Here is a 25,445-nt window from a genome sequence, read left to right as displayed (position 1 = left end):
GCCGGGGGGTGGGCGGGGCGGGGCAGCGCGGGCGCCGGCGGCCCCGGCGCCCCGGCCCCCCCCCCCCCCCCCCCCCCCCCCCCCGCCGCCCCCCCCCCCCCCCCCCCCCCCCCCCCCCCCCCCCCGCCCCGGTGCGCAGGCGGGCACCGGGACGGCCGGGCGCGACCCGGCCAAGGCGCCCACGGTCAGGCCGTGTTGGACTCCGGTGCGGAGGCGGCGCACGCCTCGTGGCCCCAACGCTTGCCGTGCTTGGCGATCATCTCTCCCGCCGCGTAGGGCTGTCCGCACGGGCAGGTTCCCGGGTACTTGGCCTTGAGGGGGCGGGACGTGCCGCTCTTCGCCTTACTCCCGGGCGAGGTCGCCCTCGCGGTCCGGGCCGGGGCGCCGGTCACCGGTGCCGGGACGGGGAATTCCGTCGCGCCCAGGGCGGTGCCGGCGGCCTGCTGGCTGATCGCCGCCTCACTGGCCGCCTGGTCGGCGATCGCGTTCAGGTGGTCGCCGTCCTCACGGTGGGCGGGGACGTAGAGGAACGTCACGTCGCGTTCGGTCAGCAGTTGGTCGATCTCCTCGACCAGTTCGCGGTTGGCGACCGCCTTGCCCGCGGCGTTCTTCCAGCCGTTGCGCTTCCAGTTGGGCAGCCACTGGGTCACGGCCTTCATCGCGTACTGGGAGTCCATGCGGATCTGCACCGGTGTTCCCGGCAGGAGCGCTTCCAGCAACTTCTGGAGTGCGGTCAGTTCACCGACGTTGTTGGTCGCGCGCCCCAGCGCGCCGGATTCCCAGCGCTCGGGGCGCCCTTCGGCGTCCGCGATGACCCAGGCCCATCCGGCAGGTCCGGGGTTTCCCTTGGACGCCCCGTCGCAGGCGGCAATGATGCGTTCAGACATCCCCCGATCATGCCTCACGCCCGCATCCGCCGGGGCCCGGGCCCCACCGCGGCGACCGACGGCGCCCCTGGAGGAGGAACCGTCGGCCGCCGGCCGGTCAGTAGGTGTAGCTGACGCCCGACTTGTACGGCGTCAGGGTGCGCTGGCTGACGACACCGCGGTAGGTGTACCAGCCCCACTTCTTGCACATCACCTGGTAGCTCAGGGTGTTGTACGCGCCGGATCCCACGCGTACGCGCGGGTAGATGACGTTGTCGCCCCAGTCACCTCCGGCCGGCCCGCTCGAATAGGCGTCCACTCCCCAGTACACGCCGACGACCGAACCACCACCGGGGCAGTTCCAGCTGCCGAAGTTGACCCAGACGTTCCCTCCTGTCCACGCACTGGCCGGAGCGGCGCTGAGGCCGACGACCCCCATGGCCATCAGCGAACCGACAAGGACCGAGCGGCTCTTCCTGAGCAGCGATCCACGCATGAGACCTCCCCTGTGCGGCCGGACGCGTGCGCGTCCTGCCGTGCGCAGCAGATTCCCACACGGATCACAGGATTGTCTGAATTTCGGCGTAAAGAAGGGAAAGTAGAACTCACACCCGAAATCAGCCTGTTTGTTCGAGCGTCTCCGCCGGGGCCGGGGCGTGGTGGGCGAGGGCGGCGTGCGGGTCGGGGGCCGTCGGGTCGGGCCGGGCGTGGTCGGTGTGGACGGTGGCGGCCGCCAGTCGGGGGATCGCGTGGATCAACGCGTGCTCCGCCTCCAGCGCGAGTGCGTGGGCCCGGACCACGGTGAGCCGCGGATCGACGACGATGTCGGCCTCGGCGCGCAGGGTGTGCCCGATCCAACGCAGCCGGACGCGGCCGGTGTCGAGGACTCCGTCCACCTGTGCCAGCGCGTGTTCGGCGGCGTCCACCAGGGCCGGGTCGACCGCGTCCATCAGCCGTCGGCAGACCTCGCGGGCCGCCGCGGCCAGGACGTACAGGATGGCGAGGGTGATCAGGAGGCCGACGACCGGGTCGGCCGCGGGCACTCCGAGGGCCGCGCCCGCGGCGCCGAGGAGCACCGCCAGGGAGCCGAACCCGTCGGTGCGGGCGTGCAGTCCGTCGGCCACCAGGGCGGCCGAGCCGATGCGCCGACCGGTACGGATGCGGTAGCGGGCCACCCACTCGTTGCCCGCGAAGCCGACGAGGGCGGCCACGGAAACGGCCCACAGGTGGGTGATCCCGCGCGGGTTGACCAGCCGGTCGACGGCCACGTAGGCCGCGAGGGCGGCGGAGGCGGCGATGGTGGCCACGATGACGATCCCCGCGAGGTCCTCCGCGCGGCCGTAGCCGTACGTGTAGCGGCGGTTGGCGGCCCGCCGCCCGAGGACGAAGGCGATGGCCAGCGGTACGGAGGTCAGTGCGTCGGCGGCGTTGTGGACGGTGTCGCCGAGCAGGGCCACCGACCCCGAGAGGGCGACGACCAGGGCCTGGATCAGGGTCGTCGCCCCCAGGATGGCCAGCGAGATCCAAAGCGTGCGCATGCCCTCGCGGGATGCCGTCATCGCCGCGTCGACCTTGTCGGCGGCCTCGTGACGGTGGGGCCTGATCAGGTGCCCGATCCGGTGCCGGAGCCGCCGGGCCGGGAGCGATCCGTCGGCACTCCGGCCCGGTTCCGGGGCGGCGTGATCGTGACCGTGGTGAGGGTGGGAGTGGGGGTGGGGGTGGTCTGCCTTCCGCGTGCGCTGATTCGCCTCCATGGAGCCACCGTGGCACACGGAACCCATTGCGGCTACGGCCGTCATACCCACTCCGACCAGCTGCGCTTCACGTGCAACTGCGTACGGCGGCCGGCAACGGTACGGTCGCGGTCGATCGGCTCCCACGGGCCGGGCGTGGGGCGGGCTCTACGGGGTCTCGTAGCGGCCGACGTTCGTCACGATCGCTTCCTGCAGGGGCTGGAGTCGGTCGACCAACTGCTGGAAGTCGGCCGTGCGGCCGTCGGACCACTGGCCCAGTCCGACCACCATGACGCGGTCGCGCATGGTGAACGACTGCACCATGCCGCTGTCCGGCGGAAGGGTCGGCAGACCCGAGGCGGGCGGCGGGGCCTGCGCCGCGACCTGGTAGTCGTCGAAGGCCGTGCCCAGCTCGTTCACCAGCGTCAGCGTGTCCCGGGGGTCCTTCATGGTGAACAGGACCACGTTGAACTGGTTGTCGCGGGCGTCCTTGTAGAGCGCGACGTGTTGGCCGACGCACCCCTTGCTCCCGGCGATCAGGTCCGCCAGGCGCGGGCCGACCGTACCGGGTTGGGCGCACGGGGCCGGGGTGGCGGAACCGACCTTGGTGTAGGTGCCGCCGGTTCCGTCCGGCACGGATGCCGGGAAGGCGTCGGCGAGCGGGATCGGTGGCCGGGCCGCGGCGCCGGCGGGCGTCGCGGACGCCCCGGGGGCGGAGGGTGTCCCCCGAGTTCCCGGTGTGGCCGGGGCCGCCGGAGCCGCCGCCGGTTTTCCCGTGTCCTCCTCGGACGCGTATCCCGCGAGCTTCAGGACGCCGAAGGCGACCGCCGCCGCCGACAGGGCCATCGCGGTGTTGCGCACCCATGCCCGTCGGTGTGCGGGGGCCTCGGGTTCGGGGGCCGCGCCGCTCCGCTCGTACTGCGCGCGCAATGCGTTCCACTTGTCGTCGTCCGGTGCGTTCCGGCCCGGCGGTATCTGATCGTTGTGCGCCACGGTGGCACCGTAGCGATCTCCGTGGCTGAAAAGAACAGTCGCAGGTCACAGCATCATCACGTTGATCCGAGGGGAATTCCGCGGGTGTTGGGCGGGGATTCGGCCGGATTCCCGGAGGCCCCCGGCAGGGCCCTACAGGTCGATCCAGTACCTCCGCTTCGGCCCGATGAGGGTCTCGCGGACGTCTTCCAGTACGCCGCCCGCCCGCTCGATGGTCCTGATCGAGGGGGTGTTGTCGGGGTCGCAGGTGAGCAGGACCCGGTCCATGCCGAGCACCCGCGCCTCGTGCAGCACGGCGGTCAGCGCCCGCCCGGCCACCCCGCGCCCGCGTGCCGAGGGGCGCACGCTGTAGCCGATGTGTCCGCCCGCGTCGAGGAGGAAGGCGTTCAGGTAGTGCCGCAGGTCAATGGCACCGAGGTAGGTGTCGCCCTCGACGATCCACCAGTAGGTGGCGTGTACGCGGCCCTGCTCGACCGGGAGCGTACGGTCCGCGTAGCCGCGCAACCGCTCCACCCACGCCGCGAATCCCTCGGGGGTCTCGACGTCGTCGTCGGAGCCGAGACCGGCTCCGTCCATGTGCGCTTCGGCGCCCCATTCGGCGCGGGCGGCGAGCCAGGAGGAGTGCAGCCCGGCGGTGGGTGCGATCAGTTCGGGCATCCCCGCACGATAACAGCCGGTCATCCTGGCTGGTCGCGGCGGGCATCGGGCGCGGGCGGGGCCGCTGATGTCAGCGTGCGCGCCGGGGGCCGCCGCGTTGGGGCCGGCGACGGGCGGGCGAGGCTTCGGGGGCGGCCTGCGGCGAGGAGAACCCGCCGGGAACCGCCGTACGGGACTGCTGGGCGACGGCCGGGGCGGCGACCGGGGCCCCTGCGGCGGCGGGGCGTTGTGCGCGGCCGAGGACGGAGAGGTTGCCGATCAGGGGCGCGCAGGACTGGCAGACCTCCGCGAGGGTCCACACCTGTCCCACGGCCGGATTGTGGACGAGGACGAGCAGCGGGGTGCCCGCGCAGGAGGCCCTGCTGCCCTCGTGGTAGGCGCATTCGGCAGCTCCGCAGGCGCACGCGGCGTTCGGGCGCACGGTCGCGAGGCGGGCGTGCGCGCGGGCGTGCTCGGCGGCGAAGCGTCGCATGGCGCCGGTGTCCTTGGACCGGGGCGGCATCCGGCAGGCCTCGACGCTGCAGGTGACGGAGACGCTGTGGTCGCCGTGACCGATCAACCGGACGGTCCAGGTCCGACCGGGTACGCGGGATCCGGGAATCATCGTCAAGGGTGGGCCGTCCGTTCACATATGCGGTGGTGTGCCGGGTTTTTGACGTCTTCGCGACCGGGGACGGCGGGGTTCGCGCCGAGCGGCCTCGCTCCGGAGCGCAGCGCGGGGGCGGGCAGGTCGCGAGGTGAACGTCACATCGAAGCGAAGACGGTCAGGGCGAGAGGGGCACTTCGGCCGAACACGGCCTCAATGTCTTTGTCGCACGCGGCCGGGCGCACTGTCAACGGGACGTCACCGCGTACGTCACGACACCGTTCGACCGGCCGGTGGGTGTCCGGCGAACCGGAGTGGGCCGTTCGGTGGTCCGGAGGTCGGCCGGTAGCGCTTATCGTCTGCTTACCTCACCAGGACCCTTCGCCCAGGAGCACCACCATGGCCCACCTCATACGCCGCCCCGCCCGAGCGGCGGCCCTCGCCACCGCCGCCCTGCTGGCCGTGCCCGCCCTCGCGGCCTGCGGCGGGGAGGCGAAGGACAAGGCCGACCCGAAGCCGTCGACCTCGGCCGCGGCGAGTGCCGAGGCCAAGCCGGCCGTCCTGCCCGCGGCGCTGACCGGGCAGAAGCCCGACTGGCAGAAGTGCCCGGCGCCGTCCGCCGCGCAGGGCGGCGGCAAGGCCCCCGGCAGCGGCTGGGAGTGCGCCACGATGAAGGCGCCCCTCGACTACGCCAAGCCGGACGGCGAAACCCTGGACGTCGCGCTGATCCGCAAGAAGGCCACGGACGCGGGCAAGCGCGTCGGCTCGCTGGTCTACAACTTCGGCGGGCCGGGCGGCTCGGGCGTCGAGACGCTCCCGGGCGCCGCGAGCGAGTACAAGAAGCTGAACGCGGCCTACGACCTGGTCAGCTTCGACCCGCGCGGGGTGGGCAACAGCGCCGGGATCACCTGCCTGGACGACAAGACCCTGGACCAGGCGGTCGACAGCGCGGACCCGCTGACGGACGTGCGCACGTTCACCGAGGCCTGCAAGAAGAACTCCGCGAAGGTCCTCCCCCACGTGGGTACCGTCAACGCGGCCCGCGACATGGACCTGTTGCGGCAGGTGCTCGGCGACCAGAAGCTGAACTACTTCGGCATCTCCTACGGCACCCAGCTGGGCGGCGTCTACGCCCACCTGTTCCCGGGGAACGTCGGCCGCACCGTGCTGGACGCCGTCGTCGACCCCACCGCCGACGAGGTGCAGGGAGCCCTCGGCCAGGCCAAGGGCTTCCAGCTGGCCCTGGACCACGCCATGAAGTACTGCCGGGACAAGTACACGGCCAACTGCCCGACCGGGCCGAGCGACGCCGAGGGCAACAAGCGGATCGCCGCCATGCTGGAGAAGCTGAAGACCAAGCCCGCCTCGACCGAGGACGGCCGCAAGCTGACCTCGGAGCTCGCCCTCACCGGCATCGTCGCCACCCTCTACGACAAGGAGGGCTGGGAGTACCTCGTCCAGGGCCTCGGCGAGGTGATGCAGAACGGCACGGGCAACATGCTGCTGGCCATCGCGGACGGCTACAACGGGCGCGGTGAGGACGGCCGCTACAGCAACATGCACGCCGCGAACATGGCGATCAACTGCGCCGACACCAGCCGCCGCCACACGGTCGAGGAGACCAAGGCCCAGGAGCCCGCGTTCCGCGCGGCGTCCCCGGTGTTCGGGCCGGACATGGTGGAGGGTCTGCTCGGCTGCGCCGAGTGGCCGGTGCGCGGCACGACGGACAAGCCGGTGGTCGACGCGGCGGGCGCGACGCCGATCCTGGTCGTCGGCAACGCCGGTGACCCGGCCACCCCGGTCGAGGGCGCGAAGCGGATGGCCGACGCGCTCGGCAAGGGCGTCGGCGTGAACCTGACGGTGCAGGGCGAGGGTCACGGCACGTACGGCACCAACGCCTGCGCCACCAAGGTGATCGACACCTTCCTGCTGGACGGCACCGCTCCGGTGGACGGCACCGTCTGCAAGTAGCCCTCCCCGGCCCGCGGGACGCGTTGCGCACCACCGGTGCCCTCCGACCGTCCCGCGGGCCCCGCTACTCGGCGGACGCCCGCTCCTTGGCCCGCTTCGTGAGCACCGCGGCGGCCGCGAGGGCGCTGCCCGCGAAGGCGAGGGCCAGGGTCCAGGGCCGGTCGAAGGTGTGGCCGGTGGCGTGGTCGACGGAGTACCGGCCCGCCCCCGCGAGGCCCACGGCGGCCGCCGTGAACCCCAGGAACGCGGGGTACTCGTAGCCGCCCTCCTGGGCGAAGAACCCGGCGGGCGCGTGCACGGCCACCGCGCCGGCCATGGCGCCGGCGGCCGCCGCTCCCGCAGCCGGAGTGGCCAGGCCCAGCACCAGCAGGGCGCCGCCCCCGGCCTCGCCGAGCGCGGCGGCGACGGCGCTCCGCCGGCCGGGCGTGAAGCCCATGTGTTCCATCCCGGCCGCCGTGCCGTCCAGGCCGGCGCCACCGAACCAGCCGAACAGCTTCTGCGTGCCGTGCGCCATCAGCACCGCCCCGGTGCCCGTCCGCAGCGCCAGCAGGGCCAGGTCACGTCGGTTGATGCGGGTCATGGATGAACCTCCGGGTCGGTGCCGTTCACGAAGCCGTACGGGACATGCGTATCCCCCCGGGCGCCGGCTCCCCCGGATCCGGCCGTGGATCCGCCATACGGTCGTGGATCCGCCATACGGTCGTGGCCGGGCGGTACGGGTCCGGATGGAGCACCGCGCACGGGCGCGCGGCCGTGTCGCCGACCGGCCGCGCCGGGGCCCTGCCATCGTGACCGGGCACCCGTCCCCAACCCGGAGGTACCTCCATGTCCCCACGGTCGAACCCCGCCGGCAACCGGGTCCGCCCCGCGCGGCGCCTCCTCGCGACCGCCCTGATGTGCGCGGCCGCCGCCGGCGTCCTCGTACCGCCGGCGTACGCGGGCACCGACCGCGATCCGGGCGGCCGGGGGTCGGCGGCCCTGCGCAAGGAACTCCAGGAGCTGGTGAACAGTCCCGGTGGGCCGCCCGGAGCCATCGCCGTCCTCAAGGACGGCGACCGTACCGAGGTGTACCGGGCGGGGGTGGCCGACCTGGAGAGCGGGCGCAGGCCCGCGCCGTCCGACCACATGCGGATCGCCAGCGTCGCCAAGGCCTTCAGCGGGGCGGTGGCCCTCCAGCTCGTCGACCGCGGCCGGCTGCGCCTCGACGACACGATCGGCAAGGTGCTCCCCCGGCAGCCCGAGGCCTGGCACGCGGTGACGCTCCGTCAACTCCTCAACCACACCAGCGGTCTGCCCGACTACTCGGCCTCCGCCGAGTTCCGCGAGATCGTCTCCGCGGACCCCCGGCACCGGTTCGACTCGCGCCGACTGTTGGGCTTCGTCGCCGGGCAGGACCTCGCGTTCCCTCCCGGTAGCCGCTACCAGTACTCCAACTCCGACAACATCGCCGTCGCCCTCATGGCCGAGGCCGTCACCGGACGCCGCTACGAGGACCTGCTGCGGGACCTGGTGTACGAGCCCCTCGGCCTGGAGCGGACGAGCCTGCCCGGCGGCTACCGGCTGCCCGTCCCGTTCCTGCACGGCTACGTCGTCGAACCGCCCGAGGAGCCGCAGGACGTCAGCGAGGCCATCGGCGCTTCCGGCGCCTGGGCTTCGGGGGGCATCGTCTCGACCCCGCAGGACCTGACGGAGTTCATCCGGGCGTACGCGGGCGGCGAACTGGTCTCGGAGCGGACCCGGCGCCGGCAGTTCACGTTCCTGCCCGGCGGGCTCTCGCAGCCTCCCGGACCCGGACGCACCGACGCGGGCCTGGCGATCTACCGGTACACGACCCGGTGCGGGGTGGTGTACGGCCACACGGGGAACACCGCGGGCTACACCCAGCTCGCGGCGGCCACGGCGGACGGGCGTCGCTCCCTCACCTTCACGGTCACCGCGCAGGCCTCGCTCACCTACAAGCCCGAACTGATCGAGCGGATCCGCGAGGTCCAGGAGGACTTCGTCTGCGCCCTGCTGCGCCGCCACTGACCCCGGAACGGGAACGGGAACGGCCCGCCCGGTGCTCGTGCACCGGGCGGGCCGCCGGTCGGTTCAGCCGGTCGGTTCGGCGAGTCGGTTCAGCGGACCGGGCACTTCTTCCACTGGAAGTGGTAGACGCTGTTGATGCTGCCGTCGGTGGAGTCGAGGGCCATGTAGCTGGTCCTGCTCGCGTCGGAGGTCCCGACCGCGGCGCGCAGCTCGGTGTTGATGTTGAAGTTGCGCAGTTCGCCGCAGGGGGCGAAGACGAGCGCCTCGATGCCGGTGGTGTCGGTGGCCTGCCAGTTGTCGTTGAGCGCGCCGCGGAACGTGTGCGTGCGGTACTCGGTCTGCTTCATGCCCTGGAAGTAGTAGCTGGCCTTCTGCGTGCCGGTCGCGCCCCGCTGCAGGCTGCCGAAGCCGCGGTAGTCGACCTGGGCGACCGCGTAGGTGTAGCCCTGCGGGACGTGGACGTTCAGGGAGAGGAGACAGTTCTTGCGGCCGTCGGTCGCGGTGCTGTTCCCGCCCGCGGAGGCGACGTACTCACTGTAGGTGACCGTGAAGGCGGAGTTGTCGTCGGCGACGGCCACGGCGGCGCTGCCCGGGCGGCAGCCCGATCCGTTGACGGTGGCGACGTCCACCGTCACCCGGTCCGGGGGCGCGATGCCCGAGGAGGCGCCGGCCGTCGGGGCGATGCCGAGGCTGAGCAGGGTTCCGGTCACGGCGGCGGCGCTGAGCGCTACGCGGAGCGATGTGATCACGGGGCCATGGTGGGCGGACCGGACGCCGCGGGCGGTCCGAGGCGGGGAGAACGCGCGCGGGCCTCACTCCGATGGGCCGGCCGTCACACTGGAGAAACGATCCGGCAGATCCGGCGGATCCGGCAGTGGGCTCGGTGCCCGCTCCGGGCCAGGGGCCGTCGTCGAACCCCCGTCGTCGCCCCGAAGGCGGCCTCGCGGCGGTCGGTGCGTGCTCCCGGCGTGCCGGGCGGAAGCCCGTGTACCGGACGTGCTCGGGCTTCCGCCCGGTGCGGCGGGAGCGCGTGCCGGACGTCGTGAGGCAGACGGGAGTGTGACGACAGGCCCCAGGGTCCGCGGGCTCGGGTTGAGGCTCCGGCTCATCGGCGTAGCGTGAAATGAGGCCCGCTCCAGTGGCAGGCGGCAGCGGTGTCCTCCGGGGGCGGTCCCACCGTGCCGTCGCGCTGCCACCGAGGCGGTTTCCCCCCGCGCGTACCGCGGGGGCAGGCCACGAGGAGCGGTGCCATGGGCAAGCCCACGATCGACCACCTGCGCGAGCAGGTACGCGGTGAGGTCGTCACGCCGCAGGACGGGGCCTACGACGAGGCGCGCACGGTCCACAACGCCATGATCGACAGGAGGCCGGCCGTCGTCGTGCGCTGCGTCAACGCCGGCGACGTGATGGCCGCGGTGGGTTTCGCCCGCGAGAACGACCTCGACCTGGCGGTCCGGGGCGGCGCGCACAGCGTGCCCGGCTTCGGCACCTGCGACGGGGGCGTGGTCGCCGACCTGTCCGGGATGCGCGGGGTACGGGTGGAACCCGCGCGCGGCACCGCGCGGGCCGAGGGCGGAGCGACCTGGGGTGATTTCAACGCGGCGACGCACGCCTTCGGCCTGGCCACGACCGGCGGGATCATCTCCACCACGGGCGTCGGCGGGTTGACCCTGGGCGGCGGCATCGGCCACCTCGCGCGCGGGCTCGGCCTGAGCTGCGACAACCTGGTGTCGGCGGACGTGGTGACCGCGGACGGCGAGCTCCTCGTCGTCGACGAGGAGCAGCACCCGGACCTGTTCTGGGCCCTGCGCGGCGGTGGCGGCAACTTCGGGGCGGTGACGTCGTTCGAGTTCCGGCTCGCGCCCGTCCGGGACGTCTACGGGGGGCCGATGCTCTTCGAGCTGAAGGACGCCGGCGCCGTCCTGCGGGCGTTCCGCGAGCTGATCGCCGACGCGCCCGAGCAGTTGGGGGCGTTCCCGGCCTTCCAGATCGCGCCGCCGTTGCCGTTCATCCCGCAGGACCGGCACGGCGAGCCGTTCATCCTGGTCGTGGCCTGTTGGGCGGGGCCGATCGACGAGGGCGAGGCCGCCCTGCGTCCCTTCCACGAGATCGCCCCGTTGGTCGCCGAGCACGTCGGCCCCATGCCCTACCCGGCGTTGAACTCCGCCTTCGACGCCCTCGTGCCGCCCGGACTCCAGCACTACTGGAAGGCGAACTTCGTCACCGAGCTGACCGACGAGGCGATCGAGGCCCACCTGCGGTACGGGCCGGGCGTGCCGGTGGTGAACTCGACCGTGCACATCTATCCCATCAACGGTGCCTGTCACCGGGTGGCGCCGGATGCCACCGCGTTCGCCTACCGGGACGCCTCCTTCGCGACGGTCATCGCGGGGATGTGGCCCGACCCGGCCGACAACGAGGCCAACACCGCCTGGGTGCGCGACTACTACGCGGCCACCGCACCGCATTCGCAGGAGGGCGGCTACGTCAACTTCATGGCCGGCGACGACCAGGACCGGATCCGGGTCAACTACAAGGGCAACTACGACCGCCTCGTCGAGGTCAAGCGGCGGTACGACCCGGGGAACCTCTTCCACCTCAACCAGAACATCGCCCCGTGACGGTCGTGCGCCCACGGCTCAGTTCATCACGCGCGGCAGGCGCAGGCTGAGGAGGGTGGTCAAGGCGATCAGGCCCAGTTGGACGAGGAGGGTGAGCAGGAGGGCGTCGCGCATCCCCAGGGAGGCGGTCAGCGCGAGGAAGAGGCTGCCCAGGGTCGCGACGCCCAGGGCCAGTGCCGACTGCTGGGTGGTGACCATGACACCGCCGCCCACCCCCGCCCGGTCGGCCGGTACGTCGGACAGCACCATGCGGATCAGGACGGGCAGTTGGAGGCCCTGGCCCAGGCCGGCGACGGCGACGCCGGGGGCGAGCGCGGCGAGCCCGACGCCGGGCCAGCCCTGTCGGAGTTCGACGAGCAGCAGGAGGATGCCGAGGGCCTGGAGGACGCCGCCCGCGGTGACGACCCGGCTGCCGAAGCGTCCGATGAGCCGCGGTCCGGCGAGGGAGGCGGCGAAGAATGTCAGGGCCATCGGTACGAGCGCGAGCCCGGCCCGTACGGGCCCCATCGCCAGGCCCTGTTGCAGGGCCACCGCCATCACGAACATGAACCCGCTGAAGCCGATCGAGAACGGCACCACCATCACCAGGCCGCGGCGCAGCGAGTCGAGCCGCAGCAGGCTCGGTGGGACGAGCGGGGTGCGACCGAGCCGGTCGGCGCGGCGCTCGGTGAGGTAGAAGGCCGTGGCCGCGAACGGGAAGGCCGCGAGGGACAGTACGGTCCACAACGGCCAGCCGGCGGCCCGGCCCTCGGTGAGCGGCAGGAGCAGGGACACCAGGGACACGGCGAGCAGCAGGGTGCCGGGAACGTCGACGGAGGCGGGGCGGGGCGAGCGGGTCTCCGGGACGGCACGGACGGCGAGGATCAGGCCGAGGAGCACGAAGGGGATGTTGACCAGGAAGACGGCCCGCCATCCCGTGCCGGCCAGGTCGGCGGCGACGAGGACGCCGCCGAGGATCTGTCCGGCGACCATCGACAGTCCGGCGGTGGCCCCGTAGAGGCTCATCGCCCGGGCCCGGCGCGGGCCCCTGGTGGTGGCCTGGATGGTGGCGAGGACCTGCGGCAGCATCAGCGCGGCCGCGGCTCCCTGCGCCACCCGCGCGCCGACGAGCGTCCAGGCGGTGGGCGCCAGTCCGCAGGCCAGGGAGGTGATCCCGAAGGCGGCCATGCCGAGGAGGAAGAGCCGGCGCCGACCGGCCGTGTCACCGAGGCGACCGCCGAGGACCAGCAGGACGGCGTAGGCGACGCCGTAGCCGCCCACGACCAGTTCCAGCAGGGCCGGTCCGGCGGCGAGGTCGGCGTCGATGGCGGGCAGGGCCACGTTGACGATGAAGAAGTCGATCAGCGGGAGGGCCGCGCCCAGGAGCACGGTGAACAGTCCCAGCGGGCGCAGTGCCGACGGGGCCGACGGGTCGGGTGCGGTGGCGGCGCCGGAGGTGGGTGGGGCGGATGGTGCGGTGGGGGGTGCGGAGGGCGTGCGTACGGTGGTTTCGTTCACGAGGACGACGATCCCCCGGCCCTCAGCCTGGTACCAGAGTGTCCTTGTCCTGGTACCAGGAGTACCTGGCAACCGGCTGCGGGGTACGGCAGGCTGGGACCATGACCACGGTGGCTCCCGAATCCGATGTGCGCCGGCGCGAGCTGGCGGAGTTCCTGCGCAGCCGCCGGGAGCGGATCACTCCCGAGCAGGTCGGCCTCGTGCGCGGCCGGCGCCGGCGCACCCCGGGTTTGCGGCGGGAGGAGGTCGCGCAGCTCTCGGCGGTGGGCGTCACCTGGTACACGTGGCTGGAGCAGGCCCGCGAGATCCAGGTGTCCGCCCAGGTGCTGGACGCCCTCGCGCGCGCCCTGCTGCTGGACCGGAGCGAGCGGGCGCACCTGTTCGCACTGGCCGGCGGCGTCGATCCGGCCCCGCACACGCCGTGTCCGAGCGTGACGCCGGAGCTGCGGGTGATGCTCGACCAGCTGGGGCCGATCCCGGCCTGCGTGCAGAACAGCCGCTACGACATCCTCGCGTACAACGCGACGTACGGGCGGCTGCTGTGCGATCTGGACCGGATGCCTCCGGAGGATCGGAACTGTCTGTGGCTGGCGTTCACGGATCCCGACTGGCGGGCCTGCACCGTGGACATGCCCGAGGCGAGCCGGCTGATGGCGGCCAAGTTCCGCGCGTCGATGGCCGAGCACTTGGCCGAGCCGGCCTGGAAGGCGCTGCTGGCCCGGCTGGAGGGGGCGTCGGCGGAGTTCCGCGAGGTGTGGGCGCGCCACGAGGTGGTCGCGCAGGGCGGCAAGACGAAGTACATCCGGAACCCGCTGGTGGGGCTGCTGCACCTGCGGCACACCGACCTGTGGCTGGGGCCGGCGGCGGGCCCCCGGCTGGTGGCCTACGTCCCGGTGGACGAGGAGACCCGCGGCCGCCTCGAACGGCTCCGGACGCTGTCCCCGGCGGGCGCCGGCCTCCCGCAGGGGTGAACGGCGCGCGGACACGCGCGGCGGGATCGTTCCTGCACCCGGTGGCCCGGCGAGGATCCCCGGACCGGGGCCGGTACGGGGTCCCGCACACGAGGAGGCACAGTGGTCCGGCATTACGGAAGCACCCTTCGGGAGTCCCTGGCGGGGCCGGGTACGACCCCGCTCATCGGGGTGTACGACATGTACTCGGCCTCGGTGGCGGCCGGTCACCACGACGCGCTGTTCGTCTCCGGGTTCGGTTTCGCGGCCTCCTACTACGGGCTGCCGGACGTCGGCTTCATCGCCTGGCCGGACATGGTGGCGTTCACGGAACGGCTCCGGTCCGCCTTCCCCCGCCACCACCTGCTGGTGGACATCGACGACGGGTACGGCGACCCGGAGGTCGCCGCCCACGTCGTGCGGCGCCTGGAGGGGGCGGGCGCCTCGGGCGTCGTCCTGGAGGACCAGCGGCGCCCGCGCCGCTGCGGCCACGCGGACGGCAAGCAGATCCTGCCCCTGCCCCAATACCTCGCCAAGCTCCGCCGGGTCCTCGACGCACGCGGTGACCTGTTCGTGGTGGCCCGCACCGACGCCACGGAGGAACCGGAGATGCTGCTGCGCGCGCGTCAACTGGCCGCTGCCGGAGCGGACATGGTGCTCGTGGACGGCGTACGGAGCACCGCACAGCTGAAGCTGATCCGCGAGGCGGTCGGGGACACGCCGCTGCTCTTCAACCAGATCGAGGGCGGCCGGTCCCCCCGGCTCTCCCTCACCGAACTGGACGGCCTCGGTGTGGCCGCCGCCGTCTACAGCACCCCCTGTCTGTTCGCCGCGCACCGGGCGATGGACGCCGCTCTCGGCGAGTTGCTGTCCCGCGACGGCCTGTTGCCGGAACCGTCGCCGAACACGGTCGGCGTGGCCCGCTCCACCGAGCTGCTGGCCCGCAACCTGGCACCCTGACCCGATGCCGGAACGACCCGAGGTACCCGGTGGGGGCTGCGGCCCCCGAGCCTCACCCGACGCCGGCCAGCACCTGTAGCGGCAGGGCCTCGAAGAAGGTCACCGCTTCCTCCCGCCAGCGGGGCCGCCAGCCGGCCGCCTCGGTGGCGGCCCGTACGGCGTGCCGCTCGATGCCGGCCCGCAGGCGCTCCTCGGCGCCGCAGCGGCGCCCGATGTCGCGCACCGCCTCGACGGTGTCGGCCGAGCATCCCGGGTCGCCGAGCGCCGCCTCGACCACGGCCAGATCGCGGCCGCCGGCGGTGGCGAGGACGGCGGTGACCGCGTAACTGCGGCGGCCTTCGCGCAGGTCGTTGCCCGGGGGCTTGCCCAGCGACCGGGCGTCCCCGAAGAGGTCCAGGTGGTCGTCGCGCATCTGTCCGCAGATGCCGACCAGGCGCGCGTAGCGGCGGAGCTCCGCGTCGAACGGCCGGGGGTCCGCGCCGGCGGCCAGCAGGCCCAGTTGGAGCGGGGCGAGGATCGAGTAGCGGGCCGACTTGTACTCGGCGACCTCGTGCAGCGTCTCCTCGTCGGGCAGCGCGGCGAAGTCCCGTTCCAGGTCGGCGATCTGGCCGAGGAGGGTGGCCGTCGCCGCCCGGGTCTGGACCTCCAGCATGGCGTGGCGCAGCGGGAGGGGCGCGGTGGAGTCGAGGAGTACCTGTTGGGAGAGGAACGCGGCGAGGTCTCCGGCGAGGACGGCCAGGCCGAGGGCCACCTGCGGGTGGTCGGGAAAGCGGGCTCGGTAGGCGTGGTGGGTGGAGGGGCCGGAGCGTCGGGTGGGGCTGTTGTCGATGATGTCGTCGTGGATCAGGCCGTGGGTCTGGAGGAGTTCGATGCTCAGTGCGGCGTCGTCCAGAGCCGGGACGGGCTCGGTGGTGACCAGACGGGCCGCCTCGTGGATCAGGGCGACCCGCAGGCGCTTCCCGCCGCGCAGGGACAGGTCCCGCAGCAGGCTCAGGCATTCGGGGGCGAAGGCGCTGTGCGGGGGTGCGTCGAGGGTGCGTTCGAGGCCGTCGAAGTAGTCCGCGAAGAGCCGGGCGAAGTGCCGCTCGTACCCGGCCAGCCGGCCGCGCATCCGCTCGGCCGGGTCCGACGGGGGGACGCGCTCCGACGGGGCGGGCCCGGGGGGCCGGTGCGACGGGGCGGGCCGGTCTGCGGTGCCGGTCATGTGCGGGCTCCCCTGGGCTGGTTCCGGGCGACCCGGGTCGGGTCCGACGGAGATGATCATACGTTCGCGCGGACGTCCGAACGGGGGCAACGGCTCCCCCGTCCGGCGGTGAGGTCGTTGCCGGGTGATCGCCGGCTCGTTGGGCGGTGGGCGCCGCGGCCCGCGACGCCCCGTCCTCGTCAGAAGGAGCTCCCCATGCGCGCTCGCGCCCTCGCTTCGCCCGGCCCCAGCCGTCGGATGGTCCTCGCCGGTGCGCTCGGGCTCGGGGCGGCGGCCGGGTGGCCCGCGGCCGGACGTGCCCACGCCGCGGCCGCCGGCGGTCCGTCGATCTTCGGCTGTGCGGCGTGGGGGGCCCGGCCGCCGTCCGAGTCCGTGGTCATCCTGGCCGCGCCGCCGAAGCAGATCGTGGTGCACCACACGGCGACCAGGAACGTGGAGGACTACTCGCAGCAGCGGGCGTTCGCCCTGGCACGGGCGATCCAGAACTACCACATGGACATCCAGGGCTGGATCGACACCGGCCAGCACTTCACCATCAGCCGCGGCGCCTTCGTCACCGAGGGCCGACACCACAGTCTCGCCGAACTGGATTCGGGCCGCCGGCAGGTGCGTTCGGCGCACTGCGTGGGCCGCAACGACGTGTCCGTCGGCATCGAGAACGAGGGCACCTACACCAGCGAGGAACCCCCGGCCCAGCAGTTCGAGGCCCTCGTCGCACTGTGCACGCACATCTGCGACCGGTACGGGATCGCGCCGACGGAGATCCACGGGCACCGGGACTTCAACGACACCGCCTGCCCGGGCGACCGGCTGTACGCGCTCCTCCCCCGCCTGCGCAAGGACGTGGCCGTACGGCTGGGCGTCCGCCTGGGCGACCCGGAGCGCCCGGGGTTCCCCGACTTCCCCGTGTACGAGGACCGCGACGCGTGGGCCGGGCCGGCGGAATACCTTCCCCCGGGTGCGCTGGACGGGGAGCTCGCCCGCTGGACGGGGCGCGGGGCCACGGGCCGGGGCGCGGGCGGGCGTACGCCGCGGTAGGGCCTGTGGCCGGAGAGGTTTGCCGGGGCGCGATGTCCGGTGCGGTGCGTCGCGAGGCGGAGGGCCTCGACCCGTACCGGACGTACCGGCGTGGTCCGACAAGCGGCGAGGGGCCGTGCCGGGCGCCGTGACACGGTGAACCGGTCCGGTCACAGCACTAGACTGCGGCTCGCGCGACCCCCAGACAGACAAAGGTGAACATGTTCGAGCCGGTGCAGGAAAATCCGTACCCCGATACCCACGTGCTCGGCGAGGGCCCCGCCCCGCATCCGCAGTTGGGCCCGGTGCTGGCGCTCCTGGGGCGCTGGCACGGTCGGGGCGAAGGCCAGTACCCGACCCTCGACGCGGACTTCCGCTACGAGCAGGAGATCACCTTCAGCCACGACGGCCGGCCCTTCCTGCGTTACGAGGCGCGCGCCTGGCTGATCGACGGATCCGGCGCCCCGGTGCGGCCCGCCGGCCGTGAGGCCGGATGGTGGCGGGTGTTGCCCGACGCCTCCCTGGAGGTCGTACTGGCCCATCCCACGGGGATCGTCGAGACGTACGTCGGGCAGGTGGAGGGATCCGTGATCGAGATCCGGACGGACGAGGTGACACTGACGCCGAAGGCCAAGGAGGTCACCGCCACCCGGCGCCTCTACACCCTCGACGAGGACGGGCTGACGGTGGTCCACGACATGGCGGCCGTGGGGCAGCCGCTCCAGCACCACCTGACGACGCGTCTGCGCCGCCGGCCGTCCTGACGGCGGCCGGCGCCCAGCGGCCGGCCGGTCCCGGCGTGCGTTCCGGGCGGCGGCCGGGCGCGGGGCCGGGCGCCGGGGCGCGGCCGGTGGTTGACTGGTCGGCATGCCATTCGACGCCTACGGCGTGCTGTCAGGGACCCTGCACCGCCACTTCCGCGACCGGCCCGACGACCAGGGCGCCTGGTTCCACGTCAATCTGGAGGTCGACGCCCCGGACGGCCGGTACCGGTGCGCCGTCGACGTGGACAGCAAGCAGTCCGCCACCGGGGTCCGGTGGAAGAGGCTCGTCCTGGCGCCCTCGGTGCTCGATCCCGTGCCCTCACTGGCTCCGGGGTACCACGAGCTCTCCATGAGTTCCGGTTCCGGCGCCCTCGACTACCTGCGGCATCCGGCGCTCGCCGACCGCCGCGGCTGTCTCGTCCCGCCTCGCCCGCCGGCGTGGCTCCGGTCGCTGGTGGACCGGTGGAGCCCGCCGCGGCCGTGGGTCACGGGATCCAATCTGGACGCCGCCCGGGCGTTGGAACCCATGCTGGTGCCCGGGAGGCCGATCCTCGTCTTCGGGGAGCCCTTCACCCACCACGGCCCCGGCATGCACAACATCCATCAGAACCAGGGCGATCCGTACGGCAGCCGGTGGTGGGACGAGAACGGGATCTGGCAGGACGGCGCCACCCTCACCCGGCGGCCGGACGGCTGGTACGACGTCTTCCTGAACAAGTTCTCCAGCCAGTTGGACCCGACGGACGAACACGGGCACCCGGTGACGCCCCACGGATGAGGGACCCGACTCGGGGCCCGAGGCCCCGTTCAGCCGATCCCGGCGTTCTTCAACACCCGGGAGACGGCGTCCCACTCCGGGGCGACGGGGGCGAGGGGCGTCTCGCCGACGCCGCGGTCCTTGAAGCCTCCGGAGGTGGACACGCAGACGACGGGCCCGTCGAACTCCTCACCGGTGGCGACCCGTTGGCGCAGTCCCGCCAGGCCGGCCGCGGCGGACAGCTCCGCCCACAGTCCTTGCGCGGCCAGGGCCTGCTGGGCCGCGGTGAGTTCCGCGTCCGTCACCAGCAGCGCGGCCCCGCGGCTGTCGAGGACGGCACGCACCCCGCGGTGTCCGCCCGCCGCACAGCTGATGGCGTACGCGTCGGTGGGACCGACGGGTACGACGGCGGCCGGGGCCCCGGTCCTGACGGCCTCCGCCAGTGGGCCGCCCGCGGCCGGCTCGCACCCGAACATGCGGGGCACCCGGTCGGTGACGCCGAGGCGGCGCAGTTCCGCGAACCCCTTCCAGACGCCGAACAGCAACTCGGCGTACCCGCTGGGGACGAACACGGCCGCGGGGACGCCGAGCTCGGCGTGGATCTCGTAGGCGATGGTCTTGTACCCCTCCGCGCCGAAGGGGTGTCCGGTGTGCGTGCGGGTCAGGTTGCTGACGGGGTGGAAACCGAGCCGGTCGGTGATCTCGTTCAGCAGCGGCCAGCGGTCGGCGGCGGGGACGGGCAGGACGACGGCGCCGTAGGCCCGCAGGAAGGACACCACCGCCGGCGGCGCGCCCGCGGAGGCGAGCACCACGCAGCGCAGCCCCGCGCGGGCGGCGTAGGCGGCGGCCGAGGCGCCGTGGTTACCCGACGAGGCCACGGCGATGCCCGGCGCGCCCTCGTGGACGGCCGCGCCGACCGTGACCCGGTTGAGGCGGTCCTTGTGGCTCCATGTGGGGTTCCGCGACTCGTCCTTGATCCAGACTCCGTCACCGATGGGCAGCAGCGGGGTGGCGCCCTCCCCCAGTCCGGGGACTTCGAGCGGGGGCAACAGCGGTGCCCAGCGCTCCAGCCCGCCGCGCACGGGGGCGTCGAACAGGTCGGCGGGGGTGTCCCCGTAGGCGTAGTCGACCTCCAGCGGGAAGTCGGTCAGTGCCGTACGGGTACGGGGGCAACCGCGCGGCAGCGGCGGCCACAGCGGGTACTCCAGGCCCGGATCGCCCAACGACCGCTGGGATCTGGCCAGCGAGCCGCCGTGGCTCCTCGGGGTGGGGGCGGCGGTCCGGTCGGGCGGGGTCGCGGTCATGCGGCCATGCGGCCATTCTAGGGAGGACCGGGCCCCGGCTCCGGAAGACCGCCGGACTCCCGGCGGAGCCCGGGCCGGTCAGACGGCCGCCGCGGTGGTGACGACGAGGGGCGGCGCGACCCGTTCGGCCCGCCACCGTCGGCTGCGGACGAGGTCGGGGTCCGCGACGGCCGACGCCTCGTCCACGGTGGGCCGGTGCTGGGCGACGTCCCCGAACCCGGCTCGCTCCAGCAGCCCCGGAAGGAGCTCGACGGGCCAGGCGTGGTTGCTCATCTCCTCCCAGGAACCGTCGGTGCGCAGCAGCCGTACGGTCAGCTGGTCCCCGGGCCCGTACTCCTCCCCCGGTTCGCCGATGCGCAACGAGGCGTACTCGGTGCCGCTGTGCGCGGGGTCGGTGCTCAACAGGACGAAGAGGCCACCGGGCCGCAGGAGGCGGCGGATCTCCTTGAGGACGTCGAGCACCGCCTCCCTGGTGGAGAGCGAGGCCAGCACGTGGTTGCACATGACCGCGTCGGCGCAGCCGTTCGCCAGCGCGGTGACCCGTCCGTTCTCGACGAGGTGGAACTCCGCGACGGCCCGGGCCCCGGTGCGGGCCAGTGCCAGTATCTGCGGCGAGATGTCGACGCCGATGACGTACGCGCCGAGCCTGCGGGCGGCCCGGTCGGCGATCTTGCCCGGGCCGCAGCCGTAGTCCACGAGGACGGAGCCGGCTCCGACCCGGCGGGACAGCGTCCCGAAGACGAACGGGTAGCCGAGCAGCCAGTTCGTGGCCGCCTCCACCGCCGCGTAGGCCTGCGCGCCCTCGCTCCCGGACCAGGCCGCGCCGCCCGTGTCACCGGCCGGGCCGGGTCCCTCCGCGCTCTCGCTCACAGCCCCACTATCGGCCCGGGGCCACCGCGCGGGGGTGTTACGACACGGCGCCACTCCCTACGGCAGCGGTACCCCGCGGGCGGTGGTCCACAGTCCGTACCACTCCTCGTGGGTGAGGTCGGGCTCGCGCAGGGCCGCGTCGCGGCAGGCGCGGACGCGCTCCGGGCGGGCGCTGCCGACGACGGGCGCGATGCCGGCGGGGTGGCGCATCAGCCACCACAGCAGGACGGTCTCCGGTGTGGTCCCCTTGCGCCGGGCGAGGTCGGTGAGGAGGTCGGCGGTGGCGCGTTCGGCGGGGGTCTCCTGGCGGCCGGTGAAGCGGCCCTGAGCCAGTGCGCCCCAGGCCTGGAGGCGGATGCCGTGGTCGAGGCAGTGCTCCAGCGTGCCGAACGGGAAGCCGTTGGCGGTGGCCCCGCCGGTGTTGAGCAGGACCCCGGCCTCGACCCAGTCGCGGCTGTGCAGGCTCATCTCCAGTTGGTTGGCCACGAGCGGTACGTCGAGCCGGGACTGGAGCCTCGCGATCTGCGCCGCGCCCATGTTGGACACGCCGAAGGCCCGTACGAGGCCCTGTCGGTGCAGGGACGTCAGCGCCCGGGCGATCTCGTCGGGGTCTGCGAGGGGGTCGGGGCGGTGCAGGAGCAGGACGTCGATGACGTCGGTCCGCAGCCGGGTCAGGCTCTCCTCGACCCGTCGGGTGATGCTCCCGGCGCGCAGGTCGTACCGGCCGGGGCCGTCCTCGTCCGCGAGGCGGATGCCGCACTTGGTCTGGAGGGTGACGCGTTCGCGGAGCCCGGGCGTCCGGGCGAGGACCTCGCCGAACACGGCCTCGGACTTGCCGTGCCGGTAGATGTCGGCGTGGTCGAAGACGGTGATGCCGCTGTCGAGCGCCGCCGATATCGCCGCCTCGGCGGCGTCGATGTCGGACGGGCCGTACGGTTCCGGGTCCCAGCTCCCGCCCAGCCCCATGCACCCGTACAGCACCCGGCACTCGCTCGTTCGCGTGTTCGGTTCGATCGTCACGCGCCCACCCTATGACGTGCCCCGTCCCGGGCCGTGACGTCCCGGCCCGGGGATCGTTGAACGACCGGTCAAGCGAAGTGACCGTACGAGGCCCCGGGGCCGAGAAGCCCCGGGGCCTCGTGCTGTCGGCGCACGGGGAAACCCGTCAGCCCTGGCCCTTGATGTGGTCCACGACCTCGGTGAACTCCCGCGTCGGGGAGAAGTCGACGTACTCGCAGTCCTCCAGGGCCACCGGGACGTGACCGGCGGGCCAGTGGAAGGCCTGCCCCGCCTCGTAGACCTCCTCGCCGTCCTTCGTCACCATCTTCAGCCGGCCCTTGAGGAGGTATCCCCAGTGCGGGCATGGGCACATCCCGTCCGGCATGCCCCGGAGGGCGGGCGTCATGTCGGTTCCCGCGGGGAAGCGGACGAAGGCGACGGACAGACCGCCCCCGATCTCCCGGGTCCGCAGCTCTACGCCGCCGCCCTCGATCTCCACCGGTGTGCTCTCGCGTGTGGTCGCCGTCATGTGTCTTTCCTCGCTCACCTAGGTCGGCGGGTGCGGTAGGTCCCCCCTCCACCCTGGACCCGGCGGGCGCGCCGCGCGAGCGCGCGTCACGGGGGCGGTTGCGGGACCCTTCCGGGGGTGCGGTGGACGCGGGCCAGGACGAGGACCGTGTCGTCGGTGGGCGGGTCGGGCAGGAGGCCGGCCAGGACGCGGTCGGCGACCGCGTCCAGCGGGTCCGTCGGACCGGTCGGTCTGCCGAGTTCGGCGCGCAGCGCGTCGAGCCCGGCCTCGATGTCGCGGCCGCGGGCCTCGATGAGCCCGTCGGTGTACAGGGCGAGGACCGCGTGCTCGGGCAGTTCGATCTCCGTCGTGCGGAACGGGAAACCGCCGACTCCGAGCGGTACGCCGAGCACCTCCCCGACGGTCCGTACCGTGCCGTCGGGGTGGCGCACCAGGAGCGGCGGGTGGCCCGCGCTGGCGATCCTGGCCCGCCCGTTCGTCGCGTCGTAGACGAGGTAGAGGCAGGTGGCCAGCTCGATGCCGGCTTCCTGGGCGAGCGCGTCGAGCTCCCCGAGCATGGCGGCCGGTTCGGCGTTGTGCCGGGCCAGGGCCTTGGTGGTGATCCGGAGCCGCCCCATGGCCGCGGCCGCCGGGACGCCGTGGCCCATCACGTCGCCGACCACGAGGGCGACCCGGTGGTCGGGCAGTTCGATCACGTCGTACCAGTCGCCGCCCACCTCCGTGATCCGGCCGCCGGGGACGTAGCGGTGCGCCACCTCCGCGTAGGGGCTGTTCGCCTGCGCACTGGGCAGGAGGGCCCGCTGGAGGGTGAGCGAGATGTCCTGGACCCTGCTGTAGAGGCGGGCGTTGTCCAGGCAGATCGCGGCGCGGGACGCCAGCTCCCCGGCCAGGGCGAGGTCGTCCTCGGTGAAGGCCGGTCGCCGCGCGGAGCGCCCGAACAGCGCGATGCCCTGCACGGTGCCGCGGGCGATGAGGGGGGCGACCAGGATGCAGGCGACGCCGCTCTCGGCGATGAGGCGGGCGCGTTCCTCGATGACGACGGTGCGGGCCAGGAACGCCTCGTCGACGACGGAGGAGACGGGCCGTCCGGTGCTCAGCATGTCGTGGATGGCGGAGCCGGGCGGGTAGCGCACCCGCTCCACCCCGCCGACGAGTTCGTCGGCGGGCGGGGGCAGGATCGTCCCGGAGGCGATGCGACGGGTGAGCAGCGGGCGGGCGGGGTCGAACAGCTCGGACTCGTCCATCCATTCCACGACCTCGACCACGGCGCCGTCGCAGAATTCGGGCATCGCGACCTCGACCAGTTCCCCGGCGGTGCGGCCGACGTCCAGGGTCGTGCCGATGCGGGTGGAGGCGCGGTCCAGCAGGGCGAGTCGGCGGCGGCCGGCCGCGGCTTCCAGGATGGCCCGTTCCCGGTCGGTGACGTCCACGATCAGGCCACCGAGGCCGGGCGGGGTGCCGACAGCACGGCTCAGGGGGAAGAAGCTCACCGAGCGGACCTGGTCGTGGTCCGGTCGGCCCAGTGGGCGCAGGCCCGTCAGCGCCCCGATGACGGGCACGCCGTCCTCGGTCACCCCGTGGAGCATGCGCCGGAACTCGGTGGCGTCGGACACGAGCATGATCTCGTCGATGCCGCGCCCGAGGTGTTCCGCGATGGGCAGGCCGTCCATGTCCGCGAGTGCCTGGTTGAGGTGGACGTAGCGGAGGTCCTCGTCGAGCATGACCAGGCCGATGGGGCAGGTCGTGAAGAGGGCGTCGAGGAAGGCCAGGTTCGTTTTGACCCGGTCGAGCTCCTCGCTGCGGCTCGCCAGGCCGAGGACCTCCGAGCGGCCGTCGGCGCCGTTCACCGGGAAGACCCGGAAGCCGCACGCGAAGTCCGTCCCGTCGCGGTGGCGGGCCGTGAGCCGCCCCCGCCAGTAGCCCTGGGTCCTGGCCCGTCCGGTCAGGCGGGCGGCCTCCTCGGGGCCCTCGGCGAGGAGCAGGCCGGCGGGGCGGGTGAGGACCTGTTCGGCCTCGTGGCCGAACAGGTCGCGGGCACCCGGTCCCCAGTGGCAGACGCGGCCGTCCTCGTCGATGCCGAAGACGGCGACGGACACGTGTTCGAGCAGGGTCCCGGGCTCGGACGGGAAGGGGCCCTGCGCCTGCTCGCCCCCCGGCCGTACCGATGGCACGAGACGTCCCCTTCCACCTGCCGGTTCCTCCACTCACTATGCGGACGGCGGCCGGTTACGGCGAGGCGGGCCCCCGCGCGTACGTACACGTGTTCGACGGCCGGTACGGTTCGGCTCAGGGGGCGATGCGCCACTCCTGGGCCGCGCGGCCGTCGCACGGGAGCTGGACGACGGCGGCCGCGGCCTCGGTGCTCGCATCGCGGACCGCCAGGCACTGACCGCTGTTGCCGTTGACGATCCGGTAGCGCGACCGGCCCGTGGCGTCGACGGACCGGTACTCGACCCGCCAGAAGTGGTCCGGGTGGTCCCCGCAGGTGAACTGGTTGACCTGGGTGCCGGACCCGGTGCTCGCTCCCGGGACGGCGAGGCACTGGCCGCTGTTGTCGTTGACGATCAGGTGGCGGGCCCGGCCCGCCCCGTCCGCCTCCTGGTACTCGACCCGCCAGAAGTGGTCGGGGTGGGGTCCGCACGGGAACTGGTTCACCGGCACGGCCACCTCCGTACTCGCGCCCGGGACGGCCAGGCACTGCCCGCTGTTGCCGTTCACCACCCGCACCGGCGTGCCGGTGACGACCGGCTCCGGGGGTGCGGCGGCCGGCCTGCTCGGGGCGGGGGCGGGCGGCGCACCGGCCGTTTCGGCGGGCGCGGACGGTTTCGGGGGCGCCGGCGGCGTCGGGGGCGGGGTCGTGACACCCGGGCTCGCGGAGGGCGGCGGCGAAGTGGCCCCGGCCGTCGCGGAGGGGGGCGGGGACGCCGGCGCCTGTACGACGCCGCCCGGTGCGGGGGCCGCCACCGGCGGCGGCGCGATCCGCCACGGCGCGGCGTACAGGGTCACGAGGGCGCCCACCAACGGCACGAGCACCCCGACCACCCACCAGGACCACCGGGGCGGATGCCCCGGCGCCACCGTGGTGACCGGTCCCGGCCCCACGGGCGGATCGTCGTCCACCGACATGTCGGGCTCCCCC

24 protein-coding genes are annotated in these 25,445 nt (G+C 73.6%); 8 read left to right on the top strand and 16 right to left on the bottom strand.

Annotation, left to right across the window (positions count from 1 at the left end; all coding sequences use genetic code 11):
- Positions 1–185 precede the first annotated feature (185 nt).
- From NOD94_RS17395 to NOD94_RS17370, 6 genes are all read right to left on the bottom strand, one after another.
- Positions 186–887, bottom strand: a complete 702-nt coding sequence (locus NOD94_RS17395; protein ID WP_281206858.1) for a ribonuclease H — start codon at positions 885–887, stop codon at positions 186–188.
- A 97-nt stretch (positions 888–984) separates the two neighbouring features.
- On the bottom strand, positions 985–1,362 hold the full coding sequence (locus NOD94_RS17390; protein WP_281206857.1) for a hypothetical protein: 378 nt from the start codon (positions 1,360–1,362) through the stop codon (positions 985–987).
- A gap of 121 nt (positions 1,363–1,483) precedes the next feature.
- Positions 1,484–2,620 carry a cation diffusion facilitator family transporter gene (locus tag NOD94_RS17385; protein WP_281206856.1) on the bottom strand — a complete coding sequence of 379 codons (1,137 nt, stop codon included), beginning with the start codon at positions 2,618–2,620 and terminating at the stop codon, positions 1,484–1,486.
- A 147-nt stretch (positions 2,621–2,767) separates the two neighbouring features.
- Positions 2,768–3,592: a hypothetical protein gene (locus NOD94_RS17380; RefSeq protein ID WP_281206855.1), complete on the bottom strand. Its 825-nt coding sequence runs from the start codon at positions 3,590–3,592 to the stop codon at positions 2,768–2,770.
- 132 nt (positions 3,593–3,724) lie between these two features.
- Entirely contained in the window at positions 3,725–4,249 is a 525-nt protein-coding gene (locus NOD94_RS17375) for a GNAT family N-acetyltransferase (protein ID WP_281206854.1), read from the bottom strand.
- 70 nt (positions 4,250–4,319) lie between these two features.
- Complete coding sequence (locus tag NOD94_RS17370) at positions 4,320–4,853, bottom strand: hypothetical protein (RefSeq protein ID WP_281206863.1); 534 nt, start codon at positions 4,851–4,853, stop codon at positions 4,320–4,322.
- Positions 4,854–5,234: 381 nt separating this feature from the next.
- Between NOD94_RS17370 and NOD94_RS17365 the strand changes: the two genes are divergently transcribed.
- Positions 5,235–6,806, top strand: a complete 1,572-nt coding sequence (locus NOD94_RS17365; RefSeq protein ID WP_281206853.1) for an alpha/beta hydrolase — start codon at positions 5,235–5,237, stop codon at positions 6,804–6,806.
- 64 nt (positions 6,807–6,870) lie between these two features.
- Here the strand turns inward: NOD94_RS17365 and NOD94_RS17360 are convergent, their stop codons facing one another.
- The gene (locus tag NOD94_RS17360; protein ID WP_281206852.1) at positions 6,871–7,386 is read right to left on the bottom strand and encodes a DoxX family protein; all 516 of its coding nucleotides are present in this window, start codon (positions 7,384–7,386) and stop codon (positions 6,871–6,873) included.
- Between the two features lie 245 nt (positions 7,387–7,631).
- On the opposite strand from NOD94_RS17360, the gene NOD94_RS17355 reads away from it, so the two are divergent.
- Positions 7,632–8,834, top strand: a complete 1,203-nt coding sequence (locus NOD94_RS17355; RefSeq protein WP_281206851.1) for a serine hydrolase domain-containing protein — start codon at positions 7,632–7,634, stop codon at positions 8,832–8,834.
- A gap of 89 nt (positions 8,835–8,923) precedes the next feature.
- Here NOD94_RS17355 and NOD94_RS17350 read toward each other — a convergent pair whose 3' ends face one another.
- Positions 8,924–9,583, bottom strand: coding sequence for a DUF4360 domain-containing protein (locus NOD94_RS17350; RefSeq protein ID WP_281206850.1), 660 nt, complete (start codon positions 9,581–9,583; stop codon positions 8,924–8,926).
- 501 nt (positions 9,584–10,084) lie between these two features.
- Here NOD94_RS17350 and NOD94_RS17345 point away from each other — a divergent pair.
- Complete coding sequence (locus tag NOD94_RS17345; RefSeq protein ID WP_281206849.1) at positions 10,085–11,455, top strand: FAD-binding oxidoreductase; 1,371 nt, start codon at positions 10,085–10,087, stop codon at positions 11,453–11,455.
- An 18-nt stretch (positions 11,456–11,473) separates the two neighbouring features.
- On the opposite strand, the gene NOD94_RS17340 is transcribed toward NOD94_RS17345, so the two are convergent.
- A complete protein-coding gene (locus tag NOD94_RS17340) occupies positions 11,474–12,847 on the bottom strand; it encodes an MFS transporter (protein ID WP_281206862.1) in 1,374 nt (457 codons plus the stop codon).
- A 206-nt stretch (positions 12,848–13,053) separates the two neighbouring features.
- On the opposite strand from NOD94_RS17340, the gene NOD94_RS17335 reads away from it, so the two are divergent.
- Together NOD94_RS17335 and NOD94_RS17330 are read left to right on the top strand one after the other, a co-directional pair.
- Positions 13,054–13,923, top strand: coding sequence for a helix-turn-helix domain-containing protein (locus NOD94_RS17335; protein WP_281206848.1), 870 nt, complete (start codon positions 13,054–13,056; stop codon positions 13,921–13,923).
- Positions 13,924–14,025: 102 nt separating this feature from the next.
- A complete protein-coding gene (locus tag NOD94_RS17330) occupies positions 14,026–14,862 on the top strand; it encodes an isocitrate lyase/PEP mutase family protein (protein ID WP_281206847.1) in 837 nt (278 codons plus the stop codon).
- Positions 14,863–14,914: 52 nt separating this feature from the next.
- On the opposite strand, the gene NOD94_RS17325 is transcribed toward NOD94_RS17330, so the two are convergent.
- Positions 14,915–15,973: a polyprenyl synthetase family protein gene (locus NOD94_RS17325; protein ID WP_281206861.1), complete on the bottom strand. Its 1,059-nt coding sequence runs from the start codon at positions 15,971–15,973 to the stop codon at positions 14,915–14,917.
- Between the two features lie 288 nt (positions 15,974–16,261).
- Here NOD94_RS17325 and NOD94_RS17320 point away from each other — a divergent pair, with 288 nt between their 5' ends.
- The 3 genes from NOD94_RS17320 to NOD94_RS17310 all read left to right on the top strand — a co-directional run bounded on the left by NOD94_RS17320 (position 16,262) and on the right by NOD94_RS17310 (position 18,625).
- Positions 16,262–17,104: a peptidoglycan recognition family protein gene (locus NOD94_RS17320; protein WP_281206846.1), complete on the top strand. Its 843-nt coding sequence runs from the start codon at positions 16,262–16,264 to the stop codon at positions 17,102–17,104.
- Between the two features lie 200 nt (positions 17,105–17,304).
- Positions 17,305–17,847: an FABP family protein gene (locus tag NOD94_RS17315; RefSeq protein ID WP_281206845.1), complete on the top strand. Its 543-nt coding sequence runs from the start codon at positions 17,305–17,307 to the stop codon at positions 17,845–17,847.
- A gap of 103 nt (positions 17,848–17,950) precedes the next feature.
- Positions 17,951–18,625: a DUF2278 family protein gene (locus NOD94_RS17310; RefSeq protein WP_281206844.1), complete on the top strand. Its 675-nt coding sequence runs from the start codon at positions 17,951–17,953 to the stop codon at positions 18,623–18,625.
- 29 nt (positions 18,626–18,654) lie between these two features.
- On the opposite strand, the gene NOD94_RS17305 is transcribed toward NOD94_RS17310, so the two are convergent.
- The 6 genes from NOD94_RS17305 to NOD94_RS17280 form a co-directional block, all read right to left on the bottom strand.
- Positions 18,655–19,908: a pyridoxal-phosphate dependent enzyme gene (locus NOD94_RS17305; protein ID WP_281206843.1), complete on the bottom strand. Its 1,254-nt coding sequence runs from the start codon at positions 19,906–19,908 to the stop codon at positions 18,655–18,657.
- A 78-nt stretch (positions 19,909–19,986) separates the two neighbouring features.
- Positions 19,987–20,778: a class I SAM-dependent methyltransferase gene (locus tag NOD94_RS17300; RefSeq protein ID WP_281206842.1), complete on the bottom strand. Its 792-nt coding sequence runs from the start codon at positions 20,776–20,778 to the stop codon at positions 19,987–19,989.
- A 57-nt stretch (positions 20,779–20,835) separates the two neighbouring features.
- Complete coding sequence (locus tag NOD94_RS17295; RefSeq protein ID WP_281206841.1) at positions 20,836–21,798, bottom strand: aldo/keto reductase; 963 nt, start codon at positions 21,796–21,798, stop codon at positions 20,836–20,838.
- Between the two features lie 145 nt (positions 21,799–21,943).
- Positions 21,944–22,306: a hypothetical protein gene (locus tag NOD94_RS17290; RefSeq protein ID WP_281206840.1), complete on the bottom strand. Its 363-nt coding sequence runs from the start codon at positions 22,304–22,306 to the stop codon at positions 21,944–21,946.
- Positions 22,307–22,392: 86 nt separating this feature from the next.
- On the bottom strand, positions 22,393–24,477 hold the full coding sequence (locus NOD94_RS17285) for a SpoIIE family protein phosphatase (protein WP_281206839.1): 2,085 nt from the start codon (positions 24,475–24,477) through the stop codon (positions 22,393–22,395).
- A gap of 115 nt (positions 24,478–24,592) precedes the next feature.
- Positions 24,593–25,432, bottom strand: coding sequence for an RICIN domain-containing protein (locus tag NOD94_RS17280; RefSeq protein ID WP_281206838.1), 840 nt, complete (start codon positions 25,430–25,432; stop codon positions 24,593–24,595).
- Positions 25,433–25,445: the final 13 nt, after the last annotated feature.

The sequence above is a fragment of the Streptomyces sp. Isolate_45 genome (assembly GCF_024721315.2).
In the GTDB taxonomy this organism is placed as follows: Bacteria; Actinomycetota; Actinomycetes; order Streptomycetales; family Streptomycetaceae; genus Streptomyces.
Note: the sequence above shows the minus strand (reverse complement) of the source record. Positions and strands in the feature narration are given on the sequence as shown.